General features: G+C 59.5%; 17 protein-coding genes. 5 read left to right on the forward strand and 12 right to left on the reverse strand.

Going from position 1 to position 19,146, the window contains the following annotated elements; translation table 11 throughout:
- The gene (locus RTCIAT899_RS12755; protein ID WP_041677940.1) at positions 1-1,191 is read left to right on the forward strand and encodes an MFS transporter; all 1,191 of its coding nucleotides are present in this window, start codon (positions 1-3) and stop codon (positions 1,189-1,191) included.
- Complete coding sequence (locus tag RTCIAT899_RS12760; RefSeq protein WP_015340655.1) at positions 1,157-1,540, forward strand: VOC family protein; 384 nt, start codon at positions 1,157-1,159, stop codon at positions 1,538-1,540. The genes RTCIAT899_RS12755 and RTCIAT899_RS12760 overlap by 35 nt, the downstream gene beginning before the upstream one ends.
- A gap of 199 nt (positions 1,541-1,739) precedes the next feature.
- Here RTCIAT899_RS12760 and RTCIAT899_RS12765 read toward each other — a convergent pair whose 3' ends face one another.
- The gene (locus tag RTCIAT899_RS12765) at positions 1,740-2,327 is read right to left on the reverse strand and encodes an ATP-dependent Clp protease proteolytic subunit (RefSeq protein WP_015340656.1); all 588 of its coding nucleotides are present in this window, start codon (positions 2,325-2,327) and stop codon (positions 1,740-1,742) included.
- Positions 2,328-2,558: 231 nt separating this feature from the next.
- Between RTCIAT899_RS12765 and RTCIAT899_RS12770 the strand changes: the two genes are divergently transcribed.
- Positions 2,559-3,371 carry a DUF2076 domain-containing protein gene (locus RTCIAT899_RS12770; protein ID WP_015340657.1) on the forward strand — a complete coding sequence of 271 codons (813 nt, stop codon included), beginning with the start codon at positions 2,559-2,561 and terminating at the stop codon, positions 3,369-3,371.
- 59 nt (positions 3,372-3,430) lie between these two features.
- Here RTCIAT899_RS12770 and queF read toward each other — a convergent pair whose 3' ends face one another.
- From queF to RTCIAT899_RS33075, 3 genes are all read right to left on the reverse strand, one after another.
- Positions 3,431-3,895: a preQ(1) synthase gene (gene queF / locus RTCIAT899_RS12775; protein ID WP_015340658.1), complete on the reverse strand. Its 465-nt coding sequence runs from the start codon at positions 3,893-3,895 to the stop codon at positions 3,431-3,433.
- A gap of 1 nt (position 3,896) precedes the next feature.
- Positions 3,897-4,811, reverse strand: a complete 915-nt coding sequence (locus tag RTCIAT899_RS12780; protein ID WP_015340659.1) for a cation diffusion facilitator family transporter — start codon at positions 4,809-4,811, stop codon at positions 3,897-3,899.
- Positions 4,812-4,956: 145 nt separating this feature from the next.
- Positions 4,957-5,214 carry a hypothetical protein gene (locus tag RTCIAT899_RS33075; RefSeq protein ID WP_135488207.1) on the reverse strand — a complete coding sequence of 86 codons (258 nt, stop codon included), beginning with the start codon at positions 5,212-5,214 and terminating at the stop codon, positions 4,957-4,959.
- Between RTCIAT899_RS33075 and bluB the strand changes: the two genes are divergently transcribed.
- Positions 5,213-5,953 (forward strand): 5,6-dimethylbenzimidazole synthase, encoded by a 741-nt coding sequence (gene bluB / locus RTCIAT899_RS12785; RefSeq protein WP_244441413.1) that lies wholly within the window; start codon positions 5,213-5,215, stop codon positions 5,951-5,953. The two genes, RTCIAT899_RS33075 and bluB, sit on opposite strands and share 2 nt — an antisense overlap.
- Positions 5,954-5,992: 39 nt before the next feature.
- On the opposite strand, the gene RTCIAT899_RS12790 is transcribed toward bluB, so the two are convergent.
- The 6 genes from RTCIAT899_RS12790 to RTCIAT899_RS12820 form a co-directional block, all read right to left on the reverse strand.
- On the reverse strand, positions 5,993-6,628 hold the full coding sequence (locus RTCIAT899_RS12790) for a glyoxalase superfamily protein (protein WP_015340661.1): 636 nt from the start codon (positions 6,626-6,628) through the stop codon (positions 5,993-5,995).
- 118 nt (positions 6,629-6,746) lie between these two features.
- Entirely contained in the window at positions 6,747-7,550 is an 804-nt protein-coding gene (locus tag RTCIAT899_RS12795) for a TIGR02117 family protein (protein ID WP_015340662.1), read from the reverse strand.
- Positions 7,551-7,584: 34 nt separating this feature from the next.
- Complete coding sequence (locus RTCIAT899_RS12800) at positions 7,585-9,774, reverse strand: anthranilate synthase (RefSeq protein ID WP_015340663.1); 2,190 nt, start codon at positions 9,772-9,774, stop codon at positions 7,585-7,587.
- A gap of 218 nt (positions 9,775-9,992) precedes the next feature.
- A complete protein-coding gene (locus tag RTCIAT899_RS12805; RefSeq protein ID WP_161624404.1) occupies positions 9,993-10,886 on the reverse strand; it encodes a DUF805 domain-containing protein in 894 nt (297 codons plus the stop codon).
- Between the two features lie 120 nt (positions 10,887-11,006).
- Positions 11,007-12,530 (reverse strand): ABC-F family ATP-binding cassette domain-containing protein, encoded by a 1,524-nt coding sequence (locus RTCIAT899_RS12815; RefSeq protein WP_015340664.1) that lies wholly within the window; start codon positions 12,528-12,530, stop codon positions 11,007-11,009.
- Between the two features lie 418 nt (positions 12,531-12,948).
- A complete protein-coding gene (locus tag RTCIAT899_RS12820; protein ID WP_015340665.1) occupies positions 12,949-15,204 on the reverse strand; it encodes a TonB-dependent hemoglobin/transferrin/lactoferrin family receptor in 2,256 nt (751 codons plus the stop codon).
- Between the two features lie 274 nt (positions 15,205-15,478).
- Between RTCIAT899_RS12820 and RTCIAT899_RS12825 the strand changes: the two genes are divergently transcribed.
- A complete protein-coding gene (locus RTCIAT899_RS12825) occupies positions 15,479-16,300 on the forward strand; it encodes an extensin-like domain-containing protein (protein ID WP_041677612.1) in 822 nt (273 codons plus the stop codon).
- Between the two features lie 49 nt (positions 16,301-16,349).
- Here the strand turns inward: RTCIAT899_RS12825 and RTCIAT899_RS12830 are convergent, their stop codons facing one another.
- On the reverse strand, positions 16,350-17,189 hold the full coding sequence (locus RTCIAT899_RS12830) for a protein-L-isoaspartate O-methyltransferase family protein (protein WP_015340667.1): 840 nt from the start codon (positions 17,187-17,189) through the stop codon (positions 16,350-16,352).
- A gap of 160 nt (positions 17,190-17,349) precedes the next feature.
- On the reverse strand, positions 17,350-19,032 hold the full coding sequence (locus RTCIAT899_RS12835) for a formate--tetrahydrofolate ligase (RefSeq protein ID WP_015340668.1): 1,683 nt from the start codon (positions 19,030-19,032) through the stop codon (positions 17,350-17,352).
- Positions 19,033-19,146: the final 114 nt, after the last annotated feature.

Consider the following 19,146-nt stretch of genomic DNA (forward strand, 5'->3'; position numbering starts at 1 on the left):
ATGCAATCCACGGATCGGCCGGAAACCCGGCTGGCGACACGACTTGCTTTTCTGGTCGGGGGCTTCGCCCTCGCCTGCTGGGCTCCCCTCGTCCCCTTCGCCAAGGCTCGCCTCGGCGTCGATGACGGCGTGCTTGGCATGCTGCTGCTTTGCCTGGGCCTGGGCTCGGTGGCGGCAATGCTGGCGACCGGCATGCTGAGCGCGCGATATGGCAGCAAGCCGATCATCATTACGGGCGGCCTCGGCCTCGCACTTCTCTTGCCGACCTTGGCCGTAGCCAGCACGCCATTTACCCTCGGCCTTGCGCTGGCGGCTTTCGGCGCTTGTCTTGGATCGCTCGACGTTGCCATGAACATCCACGCCGTCGAAGTGGAGAAAGGCGCGGATCGGCCACTAATGTCCGGCTTCCATGCGCTGTTCAGCATCGGCGGCTTCATCGGTTCCCTGCTCGTCACGTTGCTCCTGTCCGTCAAAGCCGGCCCTCTCGCCGCCACGCTTCTAAGCTCGGCCGTGATGGTCGTCGCCATGATCGTCGCATGGCCCCGGCTGCTGCGGACCGTCCCCGCGGAGGACGCGCCGCTTTTCGTCATGCCGCGCGGCTTCGTGCTGCTGCTCGCCGCGCTGGCAGCAATCACCTTCCTCGTCGAAGGCGCTATCCTAGACTGGAGTGCCTTGCTCCTCACGACGCAGGACCGGGTCGACGCAAGCCATGGCGGCCTCGGTTATATGCTGTTTGCCATTGCGATGACGATCGGACGCTTGAGCGGTGATGCCATTACAGCAAGGGTCGGAGACAGGGCGGTCATGCTGTGGGGCGGCGTGATTGCCGTCGCGGGCTTTGTCGTCCTCCTTCTCAGTCCGATTTCGATCCTCGCAATGGGCGGTTTCCTGCTGATCGGCCTTGGCGCCTCCAACATCGCCCCGGTGCTCTTCCGCAAGGGCGGCGCGCAAAAGATCACGCCGCCGGGCCTTGCCGTCGCGGCCATCACCATGACGGGATATGCAGGCGTGCTCGTCGGCCCCGCCGGCGTCGGGTTCGCGGCGGATCATCTTGGCTTGCCCGGCGCCTTCTGGATGCTCGCTCTGCTGCTCTGCATCGCACCTCTCTGCGCCGGCATCGTCACCCGCAATCACGAACAGGAACAGCGAGAGACCAATGCGGATCGCTCATACCGCTCTATGGACGCATGATCTCGATGCCGCCGCAAACTTCTGGGAGATATATTTCGGCGCGACCGTCGGTGAACCATACCAAAGCCGGCGCCGGCCTGGCTTCGTCTCGCGCTTTGTTTCCTTGCCTGGAAGCGACGACCAGATCGAACTGATGACCGGCTCCTGGCTTCCCCGCGACTCGCAGAGTGAACGCGTGGGCTGGGACCACATTGCCATATCGCTCGGCAGCAAAGCTGCCGTGGATGCGCTGGCTGAACGATGCAAGGCGGGTGATTGCCTGAAATCCGCGCCCCGCACCACCGGCGACGGCTTCTATGAGGCTGTCATCACCATGCCCGAGGGAACACCGGTGGAGATCACCATCTAGGAGGCGCACGCCGCTTGTAACTTAGGCTTTCGAGTTCGCCGCTCCCCGGAAACGTTGCAACTCCCGAGTGGCGAAGGCTGGCGGCGGAGATTTCTGCCGCCAGCATCGGGCTTTCGATCGAAACTGATTCATCGCAAAACGCCCCCGCCAGCCTTCCGGCAAGCGAGGGCGCTCAAATCAATAAGGCAGATCCGCTAGATCAAATGTCCGCCTGCGAGGTCACGATGCGCGAGACCAGGCCGTAAGCTTTGGCTTCTTCAGCAGAAAGCCAGTAGTCGCGATCCGTGTCCTTGGCGATCTTTTCGATCGGCTGGCCGGTTGCTTCCGAGAATATCTTGTTCAGGCGATCGTTCATCTTGATGATTTCGCGTGCCTGGATCTCGATGTCGGAGGCCATGCCACGCGTGCCGCCGGACGGTTGGTGCAGGAGGAAGCGCGTGTTCGGCAGGCAAATACGGCGCTCCTTCGGAGCGGAGACATAGATCAGCGCTCCGGCGGAGGCGACCCAGCCCGTGCCGATCATCCAGACCTTCGGCTTGATGAACTTGATCATGTCGTGGATGGAATCGCCGGACTCGACGTGACCGCCGGGCGAATTCACATAGATGCGGATGTCATCGTCGCTGGCAGCGGAAAGCGCCACGAGCTGCGAGCAGACCTTCTGCGCCAGTTCCTGCGTGATGCCGCCATAGATGAAGATCGAACGCGACTTGAAAAGATTCGCCTCCGCGTCCTTGCCCAAGGGCTGCTCGGTCTTCTTGTCTTCCTGTTCGTCTTCGTCGTTCATTCAACTCTCCAGCATGATGCGTCGTTCACCGCACATAGTGCGACTCAATGCGTAAAACAATGCCGGAAAAAGACAAGGCGGGAATAGCGACTGACAACATGGTGTTATGGTTGCGGATTACCGAAATGTAACTTGAATGGCTTTGAAAAGCCGAGATTTGATCCTACGTCAGGTCAGCGCGGTTAGAAATCGCGCCCCGAATTTGCAGCACGGATAGCCAAGGAGGCCATCATGTCGCCAGAAGAACGTCAATTGCTCGCTTCTCTCTTCGATCGCGTGCGCGGTGCCGCCAGCACGCCCCGCGACGCCGATGCGGAGGCCTTCATCAACCAGGCGGTCCGCGACCAGCCCTATGCGCCCTACTTCCTGGCGCAGGCCGTCATCATGCAGGAACAGGGCATGAAGGCTGCGGCCGATCGCATCCAGCAGCTCGAAGCCCGCGTGCACGAGCTCGAGCAGCAGGGCGCCGACAACCATTCGCAAGGCCAGAGCGGCGGTTTCCTGGGCGGGATCGGCTCGCTCTTCGGCGGCGGCCAGCAGCAGCGTGCCGCCGCACCACAGGGTGGCAATCCACAGCAGCAGGGTCGCCTCTATGACGATTATGCCCGCAATGCGCCTCAGCCCGGCCCTTGGGCTGGCCAGCCGCAACCACAGCCGTCTGGGCCTTGGAGCCAGCAGGCAGCCGCGCCTTCGGCCGGCGGCAGCTTCCTGCGCGGCGCGCTTGGCACAGCGGCTGGCGTCGCCGGCGGCGTGATGCTGGCGGAATCGCTCTCCAGCCTGTTCAGCCCGCATCTGGGCGGCACCGGCGGCGGTCTCTTCGGCGGCAATGCCGGCAGCGGCCTCTTCGGGGGCACGGCGGCCAATGCTGCCGAACAGCCGGTGCAGGAAACGATCATCAACAACAACTATTTCGGCAATGACGATAATAGCGACCAGAATGATCAGAGCGCGGCCGATTACGCCCAGGATGCTGCCCAAGACGCTCAGGACGACGATTATGATGACTCGTCCTATGACAATGGCGACGACAACTCGTTTGCTTGAGCCGCAGTCTCATCGCATCTAGCAGAAAAGCCGCCATCTCCGGATGGCGGCTTTTTCATTCAGCCTCGGCCGCGATAGGGCTGCACACCCTGATCCGGCAGCCACACACCTTCCGGCGGCTTGCCGGTCTGCCAGAAGACGTCGATCGGAATGCCGCCGCGCGGATACCAGTAGGCACCGATACGCAGCCACTTCGGCTGCAGCAGATCCACCAGGCGCTTGGCGATGTAGATCGAGCAATCCTCGTGGAAAGCACCATGATTGCGGAAGGAATGCAGGAAGAGCTTCAGCGACTTCGATTCGACCAGCCATTCATTCGGAATGTAGTCGATGACGATATGGGCGAAATCCGGCTGTCCCGTCATCGGGCAGAGCGAGGTGAATTCAGGCGCGGTGAAGCGCACGACATAATCGGTGCCGGCATGGCCGGACGGCACCTTCTCCAGAACGGCCTCTTCCGGATTGCTGGCCGTTTCCGTCTGGTTGCCGAGCATCGACAGGCCGGACACATCGGTCTTTGGCATCTCAGGTCTCCTTGATCACTTTGACGCGGATACCATGGGCTTTTTCGCCCTCAGGCTCCACATGAATGGTTATTTCGGCGCCCGCATGGATCGCCCGTATGGCATCTTCAAGGCGGTCGCAGATTCTGTGTGCCTCTCGCACCGGCATGGCGGCGGGTACGACCATGTGAAAATCGACGAAGGTCACTGCTCCTGCCCTGCGCGTCTTGAGATCATGCACGCCGAGCGAACCCTCGGCATTCCCCGCGATCGCATTCTTGATAGTCTCCTCCTCTTCCGGCAGGACAGCCTTGTCCATAAGCCCGTCGATCGAGGTGGAGATGACCTTCCAGCCCTGGTAGAGAATGTTGATGGCAACGAGAATGGCAAGCACGGGATCGAAGATCGGCTGGCCGGTGCCGAGCGCCAGCAACAGGCCGATGACCACGCCGATCGAAGTATAGACATCCGACATGATGTGCTGGCCGTCCGCCGTCAGTGCCGGTGAGCGATGCGTCCGCCCGGCCCGGATCAGCGTCAAGGCCCACACGCCGTTGATGACGCCGGCGACGAAGTTGATGGCGAGACCCAGCACAGGCGCCTGCATCGGCTGCGGATTGCCGAGATGCCCGACCGCTTCCTGCACGATCATCAGCGCCGCAACGACAATCATCACGCCTTCGGTAACGGCAGAGAGATATTCTGCCTTGTGATGACCGAAGGGATGATCGTGATCGGCCGGCTTCTGGGCATAACGGATGACGAAAAAGGCGATGAAAGCGGCAACGACATTGACGAGCGATTCAAGTCCATCAGACAGAAGCGCAACAGAGCCCGTCAGCCACCAGGCCAGCATCTTCAGCCCCATGACGCCGAGCGACAGAGGAATGCCCCAGAGGGCAAGCCGCCTGATCGTATCGTTTCCTTGAGCACTCATGCCCTTCTCCAGTATCCCGCGCCGTGCTTATGCGAATGAATTGCAAAAAGGCGCCGTTGAAATGCAAAACCGCCCGCGCGGATTTTCGCGCAGGCGGCTTATTGACGGTCCATATGGGCCAGGACTTCGCGTTTGTCAAAGGCGGTCACCTTTTCACACGACAATTCGTTGCCGATGTGCGGATTGAAGGAAGTGCCATCCGGGCAGTCCCTTCGCGGAACATGAGGAAGATGTTTCCCAAACCGCCGTTCCACGACAGTTGGAAGCCGATAATGCGCTCGCCTGTGGAAAATCGTCCTGGTAGTTTGGCTTGCCATCCAGCACTAAGCTGTGCTTCAGCCTGATGTGCAAGGGTCGGCGATACCGGCCGATACGCCGCCAAATGAAAATCATGGTTGAACATGCCCGCTCCTGAAAATACTGCCGATGCTACATCGTCCATCGCCGACGCTCCCGCGGATGTGTCGGACCATCTGGTTACAGCCGGGGCATTTTCGGAGGGGGAACGCAGCGCCGTCTATCGCGCCATCGAGACACGGCGCGACGTGCGTGACCAGTTCCGGCCCGATCCCCTGCCCGACGATCTTGTCCGGCGCTTGCTCGAAGCTGCTCATTCGGCGCCGTCGGTCGGTTTCATGCAGCCGTGGAATTTCATTCTGATCCGTCAGAGCGAGACGCGCGAGCGCGTGTGGCAGGCCTTCCATCAGGCCAATGAGGAAGCCTGTGCGATGTTCGAAGGCGATCGCCGCGCGCAGTATCAGCGGCTGAAACTGGAAGGTATTCGCAAGGCGCCCCTCAGCATCTGCATCACCTGTGACACCAAGCGCGGCGGTCCCGTCGTGCTCGGCCGCACCCACAATCCGGATACCGATGTCTATTCGACGGTCTGCGCCGTGCAGAACCTCTGGCTTGCGGCAAGGGCCGAAGGCGTCGGCGTCGGCTGGGTCAGCATCTTCCACGAGGATGCCATCAAGGCAATCCTCGGCATACCCGAACACGTGAAGATCGTCGCCTGGCTCTGCGTCGGCTATGTCGACGAGCTCTACGACATGCCGGAACTTGCGGTGAAGGGATGGCGCGACCGCCTGCCGCTCGACAAGCTGGTCTTCGAGGAAAGCTGGCAGGACTGCGAGGACATGTGAGGGTGGCCACTCTGCGGCAATCCTCGATGGATCAAACTGTTACGACCTGAACGTCACAAACGAGATCACGTTTCCATCCGGATCGCGCACGTGAAAATCGGTGCCTCCCCAAGCTTGCTTGGTGAGCGGCTGCGCAAACTCCACGTCCTTCGCCTTGAACTCCTCGAACAATCCCTGAACGTTCGAAACCTCGATCGACGCCAGGATCAGCGCGCCCTCTTTCGCCGCAGCAGCTGCAAAATAGGGTTCATAGACGAGCCGCAAGTGAACCCAGATGCCATCACGCGACACGGCACCGTAGAATGGCGGCAACCCATGCAGAAATTCCTCCACAAAGCCAAGCTTCTCCCTGAAGAAGGCCGCACTCGTAGCCACATCCCGCACGAAAAGGATGGGAACGATGCTCTTGAAAACCGGCGGTTCCGCTGATGCCGCCGGCATCTTTGGCGCATCCATAGCAACGGCCTTCAACTCGGCCCAGCTCTTATGGCCAGCTTCGACTGCGACGATCTCCTGTGCCAGCGTCAAAGGAAATTTCATCGCCAGAATCTCGCGATCAGTTAAAGCCTTGAAACGGTCGAGCACACGAACTCTTCCGCCGATGGAATAGTCGCGCTCACGGTGCCAGCGCATCAGCAGCTTGGCTTGCTTACGGAGGGTATCGAGGGTTGGCATGGGCAGACTCCTGCTGAGTGATATCAGCGGGCAGGCCTAGCCCTTTCGGCTCGATGCCGATGTGCCCCACAGGAACGACGTAAAGATTAGGATACAACCTGAAGCAAGTCAAACCGCCTCAAGGCAAGGTGTGGCTTGCCGCAAAGCGTTCATCGTCATTATGCAGCCGCAAGGACATTCGCAGCATCCAGGGCAAGGATGTCCAAAGGCCGGAGGTCAAGCCCGCCTGCCTCAGCGCGGCGGCTGTCCAGGTATTGCAACCCATCAAAGCGTTGAAATAGCCCCGCGCTTCGAAGAACGCATCGTTGGGTCCGTAGTTGCTGCCAGGCAGAGATATCGGGCCACTGTCAAAGCGATCGAAACTGCCGAGAATGAACTGTTTGAGCCGCTCCAGCCCGACGGCATCGAGGTTGATCGCGGTGACAGCCGGTGCATCCAGCGGGATATCGCCTGCGAGTTCCGCATGAATGACGGAACGATCGAGCGCAAAGCTCTTCAACACGGGACCCGCCTTCAAATCAGCCCAGGTCCGCGTCTCTGTATAGAAGCTTCGGCCGCCCCAGCCGAAGATGAGATACCGCAGGTTGGGATTGTCGAGATCGAGCCCAGCCGTCCGCAGGAAGGCGAAACGAATGAGGAGATCGCTATCGACGGGAATGGCAATGTCCGTATGGATGGGGTTGCTGAGCATGAGGATTTGCTGGGAGCGTTCGGTGCGGACAGCTGGCCCGTCATGCCAGAGCGGCCGTGGCACGACGATGCCGAGACCGGCGAGGAGCACGACAGCAAGAACGACGTAGAGAACGCCCTTGAATATCTTTGAGATCACCGACTGAACGTCCCCGCCATCATTCAATCTCTTCAGCGGTTTGTTGGCACTTTCAAGGCACAAAATAGCCCCATGCACCTTTTCCGAGTGCATGGGGCTAGAAACATCCGAGCTCTAAACGCTCGTCTCAGGCGGCCTTCGTCTTTGCCCGGCGCGCCAGATGCGCCACGACATTCTCGATCATCCGCATGCCGGCATCGCCGCCGAGCGTCATGATCGATTCCGGGTGGAACTGGACGGCTGCGATCGGCTCCTTCACATGCTCGATGCCCATGATCGTGCCGTCTTCGCTCTCGGCCGTGATCATGAAGTCGCGCGGCAGGCTCGACGGATCGGCAAAGATCGAGTGATAACGACCAACGGTCACTTCGCGGCCAAGACCGGAGAAGACCAGGCCCGGCTCCAGCACGCGGATGCGCGAGGGCTTCCCATGCATCGGGATTGCCAGATGGCGCAGCTCGCCGCCATAAGCTTCGGCCAGCGCCTGCAAGCCGAGGCAGACGCCGAAGATCGGCAGGTTGCGCGCCCTCGCCTTCTTGATCGTCGCCTTGCAATCGAAATCCTTCGGATTGCCGGGACCAGGCGATAGCACGACGAGATCCGGATCGAGCCGGTCGAAGACTTCTTCCGGCACCGGCGTACGCACGGTCGAAACCGTCGCCCCCGTCTGGCGGAAGTAGTTGGCAAGCGTATGGACGAAGCTGTCTTCATGGTCGACAAGCAGGATCTTCACACCCTTGCCGACGGAAGCGACGTCCCGTTGCTGTTTGCCGGAATTGCCGGTCTTGGCGTCACGGATAGCGGAAAGCATGGCGGAGGCCTTCAGTTCGGTTTCGGCTTCTTCTTCCTCGGGGATCGAGTCGTTGAGCAGCGTCGCGCCGGCCCGCACCTCGGCAATACCGTCCTTGATGCGAACAGTGCGCAGCGTCAGGCCGGTGTTCATGTCGCCGTTGAAGCCGACCATGCCGATCGCGCCGCCATACCAGGCGCGCGGGCTCTTTTCATGGCTTTCGATGAAGCGCATGGCCCAAAGCTTCGGCGCACCGGTGACGGTGACGGCCCAGGCGTGGCTCAGGAAGCCGTCGAAGGCGTCCATGTCATCGCGCAGGCGGCCCTCGATATGGTCGACCGTGTGGATGAGGCGCGAATACATCTCGATCTGCCGACGGCCGATGACCTTGACCGAACCCGGCTCGCAGACGCGGCTCTTGTCGTTTCGGTCGACGTCTGAGCACATGGTCAGCTCGGACTCGTCCTTCTTGGAGTTCAAGAGCTTCAGGATCTGCTCGCTGTCGGCGATCGGATCGTCGCCGCGCTTGATCGTGCCCGAGATCGGGCAGGTCTCGATGCGGCGGCCGGAAACGCGCACGAACATCTCAGGCGAAGCGCCGACGAGATATTCCTGATTACCGAGATTGATGAAGAAGGAATAGGGAGACGGATTGATCGCCTTCAGGCGCTTGGAAATATCCGATGGCTTGCTCTCGCAGCGCTCCATAAACTTCTGGCCGGGCACGACTTCGAAGAGATCGCCCTTGCGGAAGCTCTCCTTCGCCTTGACCACCAGCTCGGCATATTCGCCGGGACGATGATCGCTCTTCGGCGGAATGGCATCGGTGTGCCGGAATGGCTCGGGCGCGATCTCGCCCGACTTGCCTTCCGTCGATTGGCCGCCCTTTGCGAAATCGTACCGGTCGATCCAGGCCTTGGCGGAATAGTTGTCCACCACCAGGATTTCGTCCGGCAGGTAGAGCACCATGTCGCGCTGGTCGTCCGGGCGCTTGAGCTTCAGATCGATCGCGTCGAACTGGAAGGCGAGATCATAGCCGAAGGCACCGTAGAAGCCGATGCTGGCATCCGCCTGCGAGTAGAAGAGATCGGTCACGGCGCGTAGCACGGTGAAGACCGTTGGCATTTTCGAGCGCTCTTCCTCGGTAAAGACGCGATCCGGCGTCTTTACGGTCAGATCGAGCCGGCGCGGCGTCGAAGCGCCGAGAACGACCTCTGAAACCGTCTTCAGCTTCTCCGCGATGAAGCCGAGAATGACTTCACCGCGCTCGTTATAGGCTTCGATCCAGACATCGCGCCCATTGCAGGACAGGCCGAGCGGCGGATCGACGATGGCGGTGTCCCAACGCGTGTAGCGGCCAGGATATTCGTAGTTGGAGGAGAAGACAGCGCCACGGCGCTCGTCGAGCTTGTCGATATAGGACAAAACCGCATCCGCATAGGGCGTCGGCCGGCGCTGCCGGGTGACGGTGATGCCGCCCTTCGTCTCGTAGATTTCCGCACCGTCATCCCGAAGGATCGTTACCATTGTTCCTCACTCCGTTATCGGGCCCGGATGACAGGCGGCCAATATAACAAAAAAGCCGCCTCGAAATCTCGGGCGGCTCACTCGTGGTCTTTGAACACGATTGGTCGAGGCCGCCTCAGCGTGCCCACCACCAAACTGCAATGTTGTTCAAGGACGTATTCATGGCGGGAATTGTTAGCGTGAGATGAGGGGATACGCAAGCGAGAATGTCGGGATCATTAAGCCACGTTATTTTTCTTCCAGCGGAAGGGTGGGCCATATTTATTGGGACCGGGATTTCCTGCCGGGATACCAACGATGACGATTACAGCCATGCAAAGAAAAAGGGACCCCAACACTATATGCATCGGCAAAGTGACCATCCGGCTCTCCCCTATCAAAGAAATCGTCGCTATCGGAACCGCTAGACTTAAGCCAACAACACTGCCCCATCCCCAGAGTCCTGACCATCCAAAATCACGCAAACGTGCAGCAGCGAGCAGCGCGGCAACAGCGACGGCGAGCGCGAGCAACGAAGCCACCAAAAGTCTTCCTTTGTTGCTTTCTTCAGCTATGAACTGAGCGAAAAGTATTAGAAGGACAATCACCAAGCCAGCCCAATAGGCTGAGCGGCTCACACGTCGTCTGAAAATGGATAAAGGCGGAAGAATCCAGTGCTGCGCAAACTGTCGCGCGGATTCCGATACGACGATGTTATACTGTGAGGGCCTCCTATATTTGCTATTCGGATCGCTTGGCGGAGACCCGACAGCTACTATCAGAGCAAAAAATGGCAGGGTAGAAAGCAAAGTATTATAGCCTCCAGCAGAACCACTTAACCCACCGCTAGGCAGGAGCACCGGTTTCAGTAAAAATATTATTCCCAAAGGAACAACGACATTGAACACCGCCACCCCCGCCCAACCCCAAAAAGCTGACCATCCAAAATCTCGCAGTCGTGCTCCCAAAACGGACGCGACGAAGAAAAGGATGAAGTCCATAAGACGTACGAAACCGGAAATGTAACCCATCTCGGTCAGAACAACGGCTCCGATCCGAATTCCCAAGAATATGCAGATGAACATCCAATATGCCGGGCGGTTGAGGCGATCGTTCAGAATCAAGCTCGTCAAGTTGCACCTCACTGAAGCGACGGTTGTATTCTGCGCCTTCATATTTCGCGCTGTCAACTCGAAGCCTCAGATCAGTTCAAGGTCGATGCTTGCCACCGATCCGATCGCCTTATCCTATTTTTAATCCTTCTCTCTGGCCGCTTCGAAGAACTCTTCCGGCCCATCCACTTCGACCAATCGCCTCCGGTCGATCAGCCAGAAGCGATTGCCGATAGATCGCACGAAGCTGCGGTCGTGCGAGACGAGAAGGCAACTTGCCTCATTCGCCGTCAGCTCGCCCTCCAGCGCCTCCTGACCATCGATGTCCAGATGGTTTGTCGGCTCGTCGAGCAGGTAAAAGTTGGGATTGGTCAACCGCAGCGCCAGCATGGCAAGCCGCGCCTTCTGCCCGCCGGACAGACGGCCGATCTCTTTGCCCTGCATATCGATATTGATCCCGACCCCGACCAGCAGCGTGCGGGCACGTTGCTCGCCGAGCTCGAACAGGCGTGTGATCATGCCGAGCGGCGTGTCCTTTTGGCCGAGATTGGAGAGCCCCTGATCGCTGTAGCCGAGCACGATGGATGGCGTCGGCTTGATCGTACCGCCGACGGCCTGATCGGTTATGGCCCTGCGTATCATCTCCACGAGCCGCGTCTTGCCCGCGCCATTCTGCCCAAGCAGCACGATGCGGTCGCCCTGGCAAATCCACTGCTGACCGGTCTTGAACAGCAGCGTACCGTCGAGTGTGGTCACCGAAGCATCCTCCAGCGTCAGAAGCACCTTGGCGTGAATGCCGCGATTGGCAAGCTTGATCGAGCCGGAGGAACGCTCGCGGTAGCCCGGTCTCGCGCTGTCCTCCAATTTCTCGGCCCGCGCCTTCAATTGCTTCGTCTTGACGGTTAAGAGATCACTGCCGGAGTTGACGCCGAGATTGTAGAGCTTGGCCGCCTGTTTGCGCAGCTGCTGTGCCGTCTTCATCTCCTTCTGGTAGCGACGTTCATCCGAGGCATCGACCTCGTCCAGCGCCGCACGCGCCCGGCTATATGGCAGCACATAGGTTGGCGACTGGTCCTGGCGCAGAAACAGGGTTCGGCTGCAGACAGCATCGAGGAAGGCACGGTCGTGGCTGGCGATGATGACAGGCACGTCGCGCGGCATCGCGTTCAGCCAATCCTCCAGCAGCGCGATCTTGGCGAGATCGAGATGGTTGGTCGGCTCGTCGAGCAGCAGCACATCGGGCTCGGTTACCCAGACGCGAGCAAGCATGGCAAGCCGCTGCCAGCCGCCGCTGAGCTGAGCCAATGTTCTTTCCCGCATCGCCGTCGGTACATCAAGCGAATCGAGAGTGACATCGACGCGCCAGCTCTCGCTCTCCACCTGCTCCTTAGGCAAGGCTTGAAGGACGGCCTCATAGAAGGAGACGTCCAGCAGCGCGGCCGGCACATTCTGTTCGACGTAGCCGACGCGCAAGCCTCGCGCGCGGGTGATCTCGCCCGTGGTCGGCTCCTGCCTACCCGTGATGCAGTTGAGCAGTGTGGTCTTGCCGCGCCCATTCGCGGCGACCATGCCGACGCGATCACCGGCATCGACGGTGAAATTCAGATTGGAAAACAGCGGCGCACTCATGGTGACGCCCAGATTGCGGAGATTGATCAGAGTCATAGTCTTTTCCGGTCTCGATCGAGCATCTCAAGGCATCGCCGGCAGCTCCTTTTGCCGCGCTGCGCCGATGCCGATGGCCATATCGGCCAATGCTCGAAAACATGTCATGACGCGGCCGCGTGGATGCGCAAGCTCACGTCGCCCCAAGGGCAGACCAGAAGGATTGAGTGAGAAACAGCCTCTGATCAGCCCTGCAAACGCATCTGCAGGGCACGAGTCGGACCGAACTGGCGAATATGCCAGACTATCTTGGTCATACGGTCCTCCTCTCTTTTCTCTCGACGGTTAAAGACTGCGTTGCTCCAATAGCATCGAACGCTGCCATTCACAATTGCACAAATCGCCCGATGCCACGCGAGAGAGCAAAAAAGAGGCGATGCCGAAGCATCGCCCGAGTTTGCTGCATCGATGGAGCGGCTCAGAATCTCTGCGTCAGCGTCAGCTTGAAGGTCCGGCCGGGCTCGGAATAATAGGAAGCTGGCTGGATTAGCGTGCCGCTATAGGACGGCGCGTTGAGAGCGTCGTAATAGGTCTTGTTGAAGATGTTGTAGACACCGCCGCGAATGCTGAGGCCCTTCACCTGCTCCGGCTCCCACCAGGCTGTGAGATCGAAGATGCCATAGGCCGGGGTCTGCAGCGTGTCGCCGGTCTTCTTCGCCTCGCGCGTCGCGGTGACAAAGGTCAGGTCCGTTCCCCAGACGTCGGTCGCATAGCCGACGGTGAAGGCGGCCTTGGCCGGAGCGACGGAATTGATCCATTGACCGGTATCGGAGTCCTTGCCGTTCACGTAGGCGACCGAGCCCTTAATGTGGATGCCGTTGTCGAACGTCTTGTGTGCGTTGACCTCGATACCGAACATGCGGACGTTGGCGCGATTGAAGTATTCGGTGATCCCGAGCGGATAGGTGCCTGTGGGATCGCGATAGTTCAGCGTATCGATGAAGTTCTTGTACTTGTTATAGAACGCACCGACATGGCCGCCGAAATCGTCGTCGCCGAGGTTGGTGCCGATTTCGACGCCGTTGCTGGTTTCGGGCTTCAGGTCGGGGTTGCCGTAGGTGACATAACCGCCGGGCACGCCGTAGTTGACGTAGAGTTCGCTGACACTGGGCGCACGGAAGGCCATCGCCCATTGCGCATAGAGCTCGACATTGTCCTGAGGCTGATAGGAGGCGCGCAGCTTCGGCGAAAAGCGGCTGTCGGATTGCCCGGAGGGCAGGCCATTATAGTTGGCGCTGTCGCGATAGGCAGCCGTGTTCTTCGGCGAGTAATCGTACCAGTCGAAGCGAAGACCCGGCGTCAAATAGATATTGCTGGAGCCCAATTCGATCTTGTCATCGATGAAGACGCCGACGCGCTTGCCGTCCACATCGGGCATATCGGACTGGTTGGTATGCAGGAAGGCGCAAGAAGCACGCCAGCGAGGAAGTTCGCAGCTATCCTCACCGGCCGAGTACTGGTGAACCTTGTCGAAGGCGACATCGAGACCAAAAGTGACCTGGTGATGCAGGCTGCCGGTATCGAAAGACTTCGATGCGTTGCCGGCGAAGCCGATGCTGCGGTCTTCCATTTCATTACGACGCCAATAGTCGCCGATGACGGACGTATAGCGATAGCCTTCCACACCGCCTTCACGCAGAAGATTCTGCCAATAGAAAACGGCGTTGGCGGCATCGAGCAGCGAATCGGCACTCTCGGCTTCATATTTGTAATCGAGCGACACACGATTGCGCTCGACATTGTCTGTCCCGTTATAGTTGCCGGGCCGGAAGTTTCCGGTCGGACTCTGCAGGGTCATCAGATCGGTGGTTTTATCCTTGTTGTAGTGCTCGGCCGTGATGCCGAAGGTGCCGATGTCGGTATATTGACGGATCTTAAACAGGCCGCTTCTCTGATTGTAGTCAGCCGGGTTAGCCTCGGTACGCTTGGTGGAATAGCCGCCGACATCGCCGTTGTTCTCAAGCTCATGACCATGCGTGTAGCCGCCCTGGAAGAGAACGGCGGTATTGTCGATGCGCTTGGCAACCGCCGCTGATCCGCCGATGCTGCGGTCGTCGCCATTATAGCCGAACTTAAAAACACCGCCCCAGGTAGAGCCGGGCGCAATCAGATCTTCCGGCTCCAGCGTACGCAGAACGAAGGCACCGCCGAGAGCGCCCGAACCGGCACGGCTGGAATCGGCACCACGCACGATGTCGACGCTCGAAAGCGCGTTGAAATCGAAGCTGTTGACGCCGCCATTGCCGCCATTGTTGGCGCCATTGGCACTGCCGCGCGAAGCATCGAGAAGGAAAGGAATTTGGATGCCGTCGACCGTCGTCAGCACACGGTCGTCGCCAAGGCCGCGAATATTGACGCCGCCGGTCGCACGGTTGAAGCCGACGCCGACCTCGGTGCTGCGGCCAAGGTCCTCGATACGTGTGATTTGCTTGTCGTCGATGTCCTGGGCCGTCGTCTCACTTGTGGTCGGAGAACCGGCAAGCACATCCTTGTTCGCTTTGCCCTTCCCTGTCACCATGATCGGCTTCAGGTTGGTAACACGATCGCCCTTGGCGGCCTCGCCCGTCGCCTCTTCGCTCTGAGCTGCAGTCTGCGCAAAAGATGTCGTCGCCAGCCCAAGGGCCAGAAACGCGGTGCATGCCAAGAGGACCGAGCGTGAGCGCCGGACAACCATAACCATTCCTTTCGAATTGCTTCACCGGGCTGGCTGGTTGCTGCGTCGAAAGCAGGCAAGGGGCTGGCTAGGTTATCTTGTTAACGGGCGGAAATATCCCGCCTTCTTTCTGCCGCATAAAAAACATGAGTATTATTGTCAATATATTCGGCGTACATAATCATGAATAAAATTATCACCTTTTAAGACAAGAGATGAACGTTGCTGAATTGCAACGAAATCACAGCTTCGCGCGTTCTATCGGTATCATCATTAGAATTGGCTGAATTACTTGATGCTGTTTAGAATTATCTCATTAGTCTCCGCCGCCGTCCTTCTCATGGCCACGTCTCTCCCTCAGACCGGCCCGATACCCGAGCAAAAACCGGATCAGGAACAAGTTCGGCCGGATGGCAAAGCGCCGATCCCTGCAGAAAAACCCGCAGCATCACCAAACGGCCCTGTCATTCCGGCGGAAAAGCCGACGTCACAGCCGGAGGAACAAACAAGCGGCCAACAGATGCAAGGCCCTCCCCGTCCGCCCCTGACCATCGCTTCCGAGCCGGATGACGAACACCAGGCCTGCCTGAAGGCACTGACCGCCATCGGATCAACCTTCAAAGAGATCGCCCGTATCGACGATGGCAACGGCTGCGGCATCGACAAGCCGATTGCGCTTAGCTCCCCGCTGCCGGGCATAGAATTCAAGCCCGAAGGGCAAATGCGCTGCGAAGCCGCTCTCGCCTTGGCCCAATGGATGAAGGAAAGTGTCATTCCGTCAGCCGCGGCATTGGACAATGGCAAGATCGTCACGATCAACCAAGCATCGACCTATGTCTGCCGGCTGCGCAACAATGCTTCCACCGGCAAAATCTCCGAGCATGCCCGCGGCAACGCCATAGATGTCGCGAGCTTTGCCTTCGAAAACGGCAAGACCATCGCAATCGAACCGCGGCGCGAAGATCCGACGCTGACAGGCGCATTCCAGCGCGCAGCCAGCGCCTCGGCCTGCCTTTATTTCACGACCGTTCTGGACCCGGAGAGCGACGCCGCGCACGAAACCCACTTCCATCTCGACGTCATCGAGAGGAATGGCGGCTTTCGCTATTGCCACTAGAAATGCGTCGCGGAATCGACGGGGCGTTGATCTTTAAATTCCGTCATATTCAGAGACCTGCATTCGAAAACCACAGGTCTCTATAGATCGCAACCGCCGTTTCATCCGGCGCTCGATCTCGGGTGAGCCAAACCGACTGGATGGAGCGAGCCTCGCCTCCATTTGGCGTTTTCGTGGTTTGCATGGGATCGGAAGCTCCGATGCAGGGAATGAAATAGGCGGGCATCAAGGCGCGGGCGCTGAACCCCTGCTTTGCGCGTGTGATCAGGACAGCAAGCCCGACCTTTTCGTTCGCCTGCCAGGGCACGATGATCCGGCCGCCGAGGCGCAGCGCCTGCAGCCACGATATCGGCGGCGCCACCACCCCGGCGCTCACGTAGATCAGATCCGCTTGCGGAAGCTCCAGCTCGGTCGCATCGGCGCAGATGACGGAGGCGTTCTCGAACGAGGCAAGATTATCGCGGGTGCGGTTGGCCAATGCCTCATCGACCTCGACGGCGTGGACGTGGCCGCCCGGCGCCACCAGCGTCGACAGAATGGCGGTGTAATATCCAGTTCCCGTGCCGATCTGGATGACCGCCTCACCGGGCTGCGGCGCGACGGCGCCCAAGAAGGCAGCATGGAGAAATGGCTCGCCATTGTTGATGCCCTTGGATTTATCCAGGGAGACCAAAACATTCTGATAGAGAAAGGCGGGATCACTGCTTGGCGTTTCGAGATGGCGTCCCTTGACCACGATCTGCCAAGGCCCCGGCCCCATGAAGGCCTCACGCCGAACGAGGCGAAAGGCCTGCTCCAGCCTTTCGTCCGAAGAATTGCTGGCAGCAGCCATCATCTTCGCATGGAAGTCCCGTATCTCATCCAAACTTGCGCGGCTGTCGGCAGTCACGATCCGTCTCCGTCTTGACGATGCTTGGACCGTGCCGATTTCTTTCGGCCTCCGCCAAGGTCAATACGTTAGATATCGTAACGGGATCGGATGACAACAGTCCTGGGTGCAACCGCCGAACCGGCACTTCCCGACCGACAAGTTGAATCGGATTCTGAACTTAAAACAGTCCTTCGATGTATCCCTGATCATTGAGGAAAATCCTCTCGGCCGCCGGCGATTTCGGCAGACCGGGCATGGTCATGATCTCGCCGGTAATGACGACGACGAAGCCGGCCCCGGCCGAAAGTCGCACCTCGCGAACGGATACGATGTGGCCTTCGGGTGCTCCCCGGACATTCGGATCGGTCGAGAAGGAATATTGCGTCTTCGCCATGCAGACCGGCAGATGACCATAACCCTGATCCTCCCAGGACCTGAGCTGATCTCGTACCGACTTGTCGGCCGTGACCTCGCCGGCATGATAGATTTTGGAGGCGACGATCTCGATCTTCTCCAGAAGCGGCAGATTGTCCGGATAGAGCGGCTGGAATTTCGCCTGCCCGGATTCGGCAAGCTCCACCACCTTATGTGCGAGGTCGGTAATGCCGGCCGAACCTTCGGCCCAGTGCCGGCAAAGAATCGCCTCGGCGCCGAGGCGCACGACATAATTCTTCAGTGCCTCGATTTCGGCTTCGGTATCGGAGACGAAATGATTGATGGCGACGACGACAGGCACGCCGAATTTGCGGACATTGGCGACATGCCGGCCGAGATTGGCACAGCCTTTCACCAGGGCTTCAACGTTCTCCCTGCCAAGATCGTCCTTCTTCACGCCGCCGTTCATCTTCAAGGCCCGCACGGTCGCGACAATGACGGCCGCATCCGGCGAAAGCCCGGACTTACGGCATTTAATGTCGAAAAATTTCTCCGCTCCGAGATCGGCGCCGAAGCCGGCTTCCGTGACCACATAATCTGCAAGCTTCAGTGCCGTGCGCGTCGCGATCACCGAATTGCAGCCATGGGCGATATTGGCGAAGGGGCCGCCATGCACCAGCGCCGGATTGTTCTCCAGCGTCTGCACGAGGTTAGGCTGCATGGCGTCCTTCAGGAGCACGGCCATGGCGCCGTCAGCTTTCAGGTCGCGGGCATAGACCGGGGTGCGGTCGCGACGATAGCCGATGATGATGTTGCCGAGCCGCTTTTCCAGATCCTTGAGGTCGGATGCCAGACAGAGGATCGCCATCACCTCGGAGGCAACGGTGATGTCGAAGCCACCTTCGCGCGGAAAGCCGTTCGCAACGCCGCCAAGCGACGATACGATATCGCGTAGCGCCCGATCGTTCATGTCCATCGCGCGCCGCCAGGTGATGCGCCTGAGGTCGATATTCTGCTCGTTGCCCCAGTAGATGTGATTGTCGATCAGCGCCGCAAGCAGATTGTGCGCTGACGTGATCGCGTGGAAATCGCCGGTGAAATGGAGGTTGATGTCCTCCATCGGGATGACCTGCGCATAGCCACCGCCCGCCGCCCCGCCCTTCACGCCGAAACACGGACCGAGCGAGGCCTCGCGCACGCAGACTACCGCCTTCTTGCCGATGCGGTTCAGCCCGTCACCAAGGCCGACCGTTGTAGTGGTCTTGCCTTCGCCCGCAGGCGTCGGATTAATCGCCGTGACGAGGATCAGCTTGCCGTCCTTCTTGCCAGCCTGCGCCGCAATGAACGCGGCACCGATCTTTGCCTTGTCGTAGCCGTAAGGTGCGAGATCTTCCGCCGGAATCCCGAGCTTTGCGCCGATCTCCATAATTGGCAGCTTCTTTGCTGCGCGCGCAATCTCGATATCGGATGCCACGGTCGTCGCCATAAGTCTCGCCCCCAAACATACGGTCATTTCCCTGTCGGGATAAACCAATATCTATCGGGTGTGAATAGTGGCGAAGCACTCTGTTCGTCGAAACGCACCGCCTTGTCTCAGGAC

This window comes from Rhizobium tropici CIAT 899 (assembly GCF_000330885.1).
GTDB classification, from domain to species: Bacteria; Pseudomonadota; Alphaproteobacteria; order Rhizobiales; family Rhizobiaceae; genus Rhizobium; species Rhizobium tropici.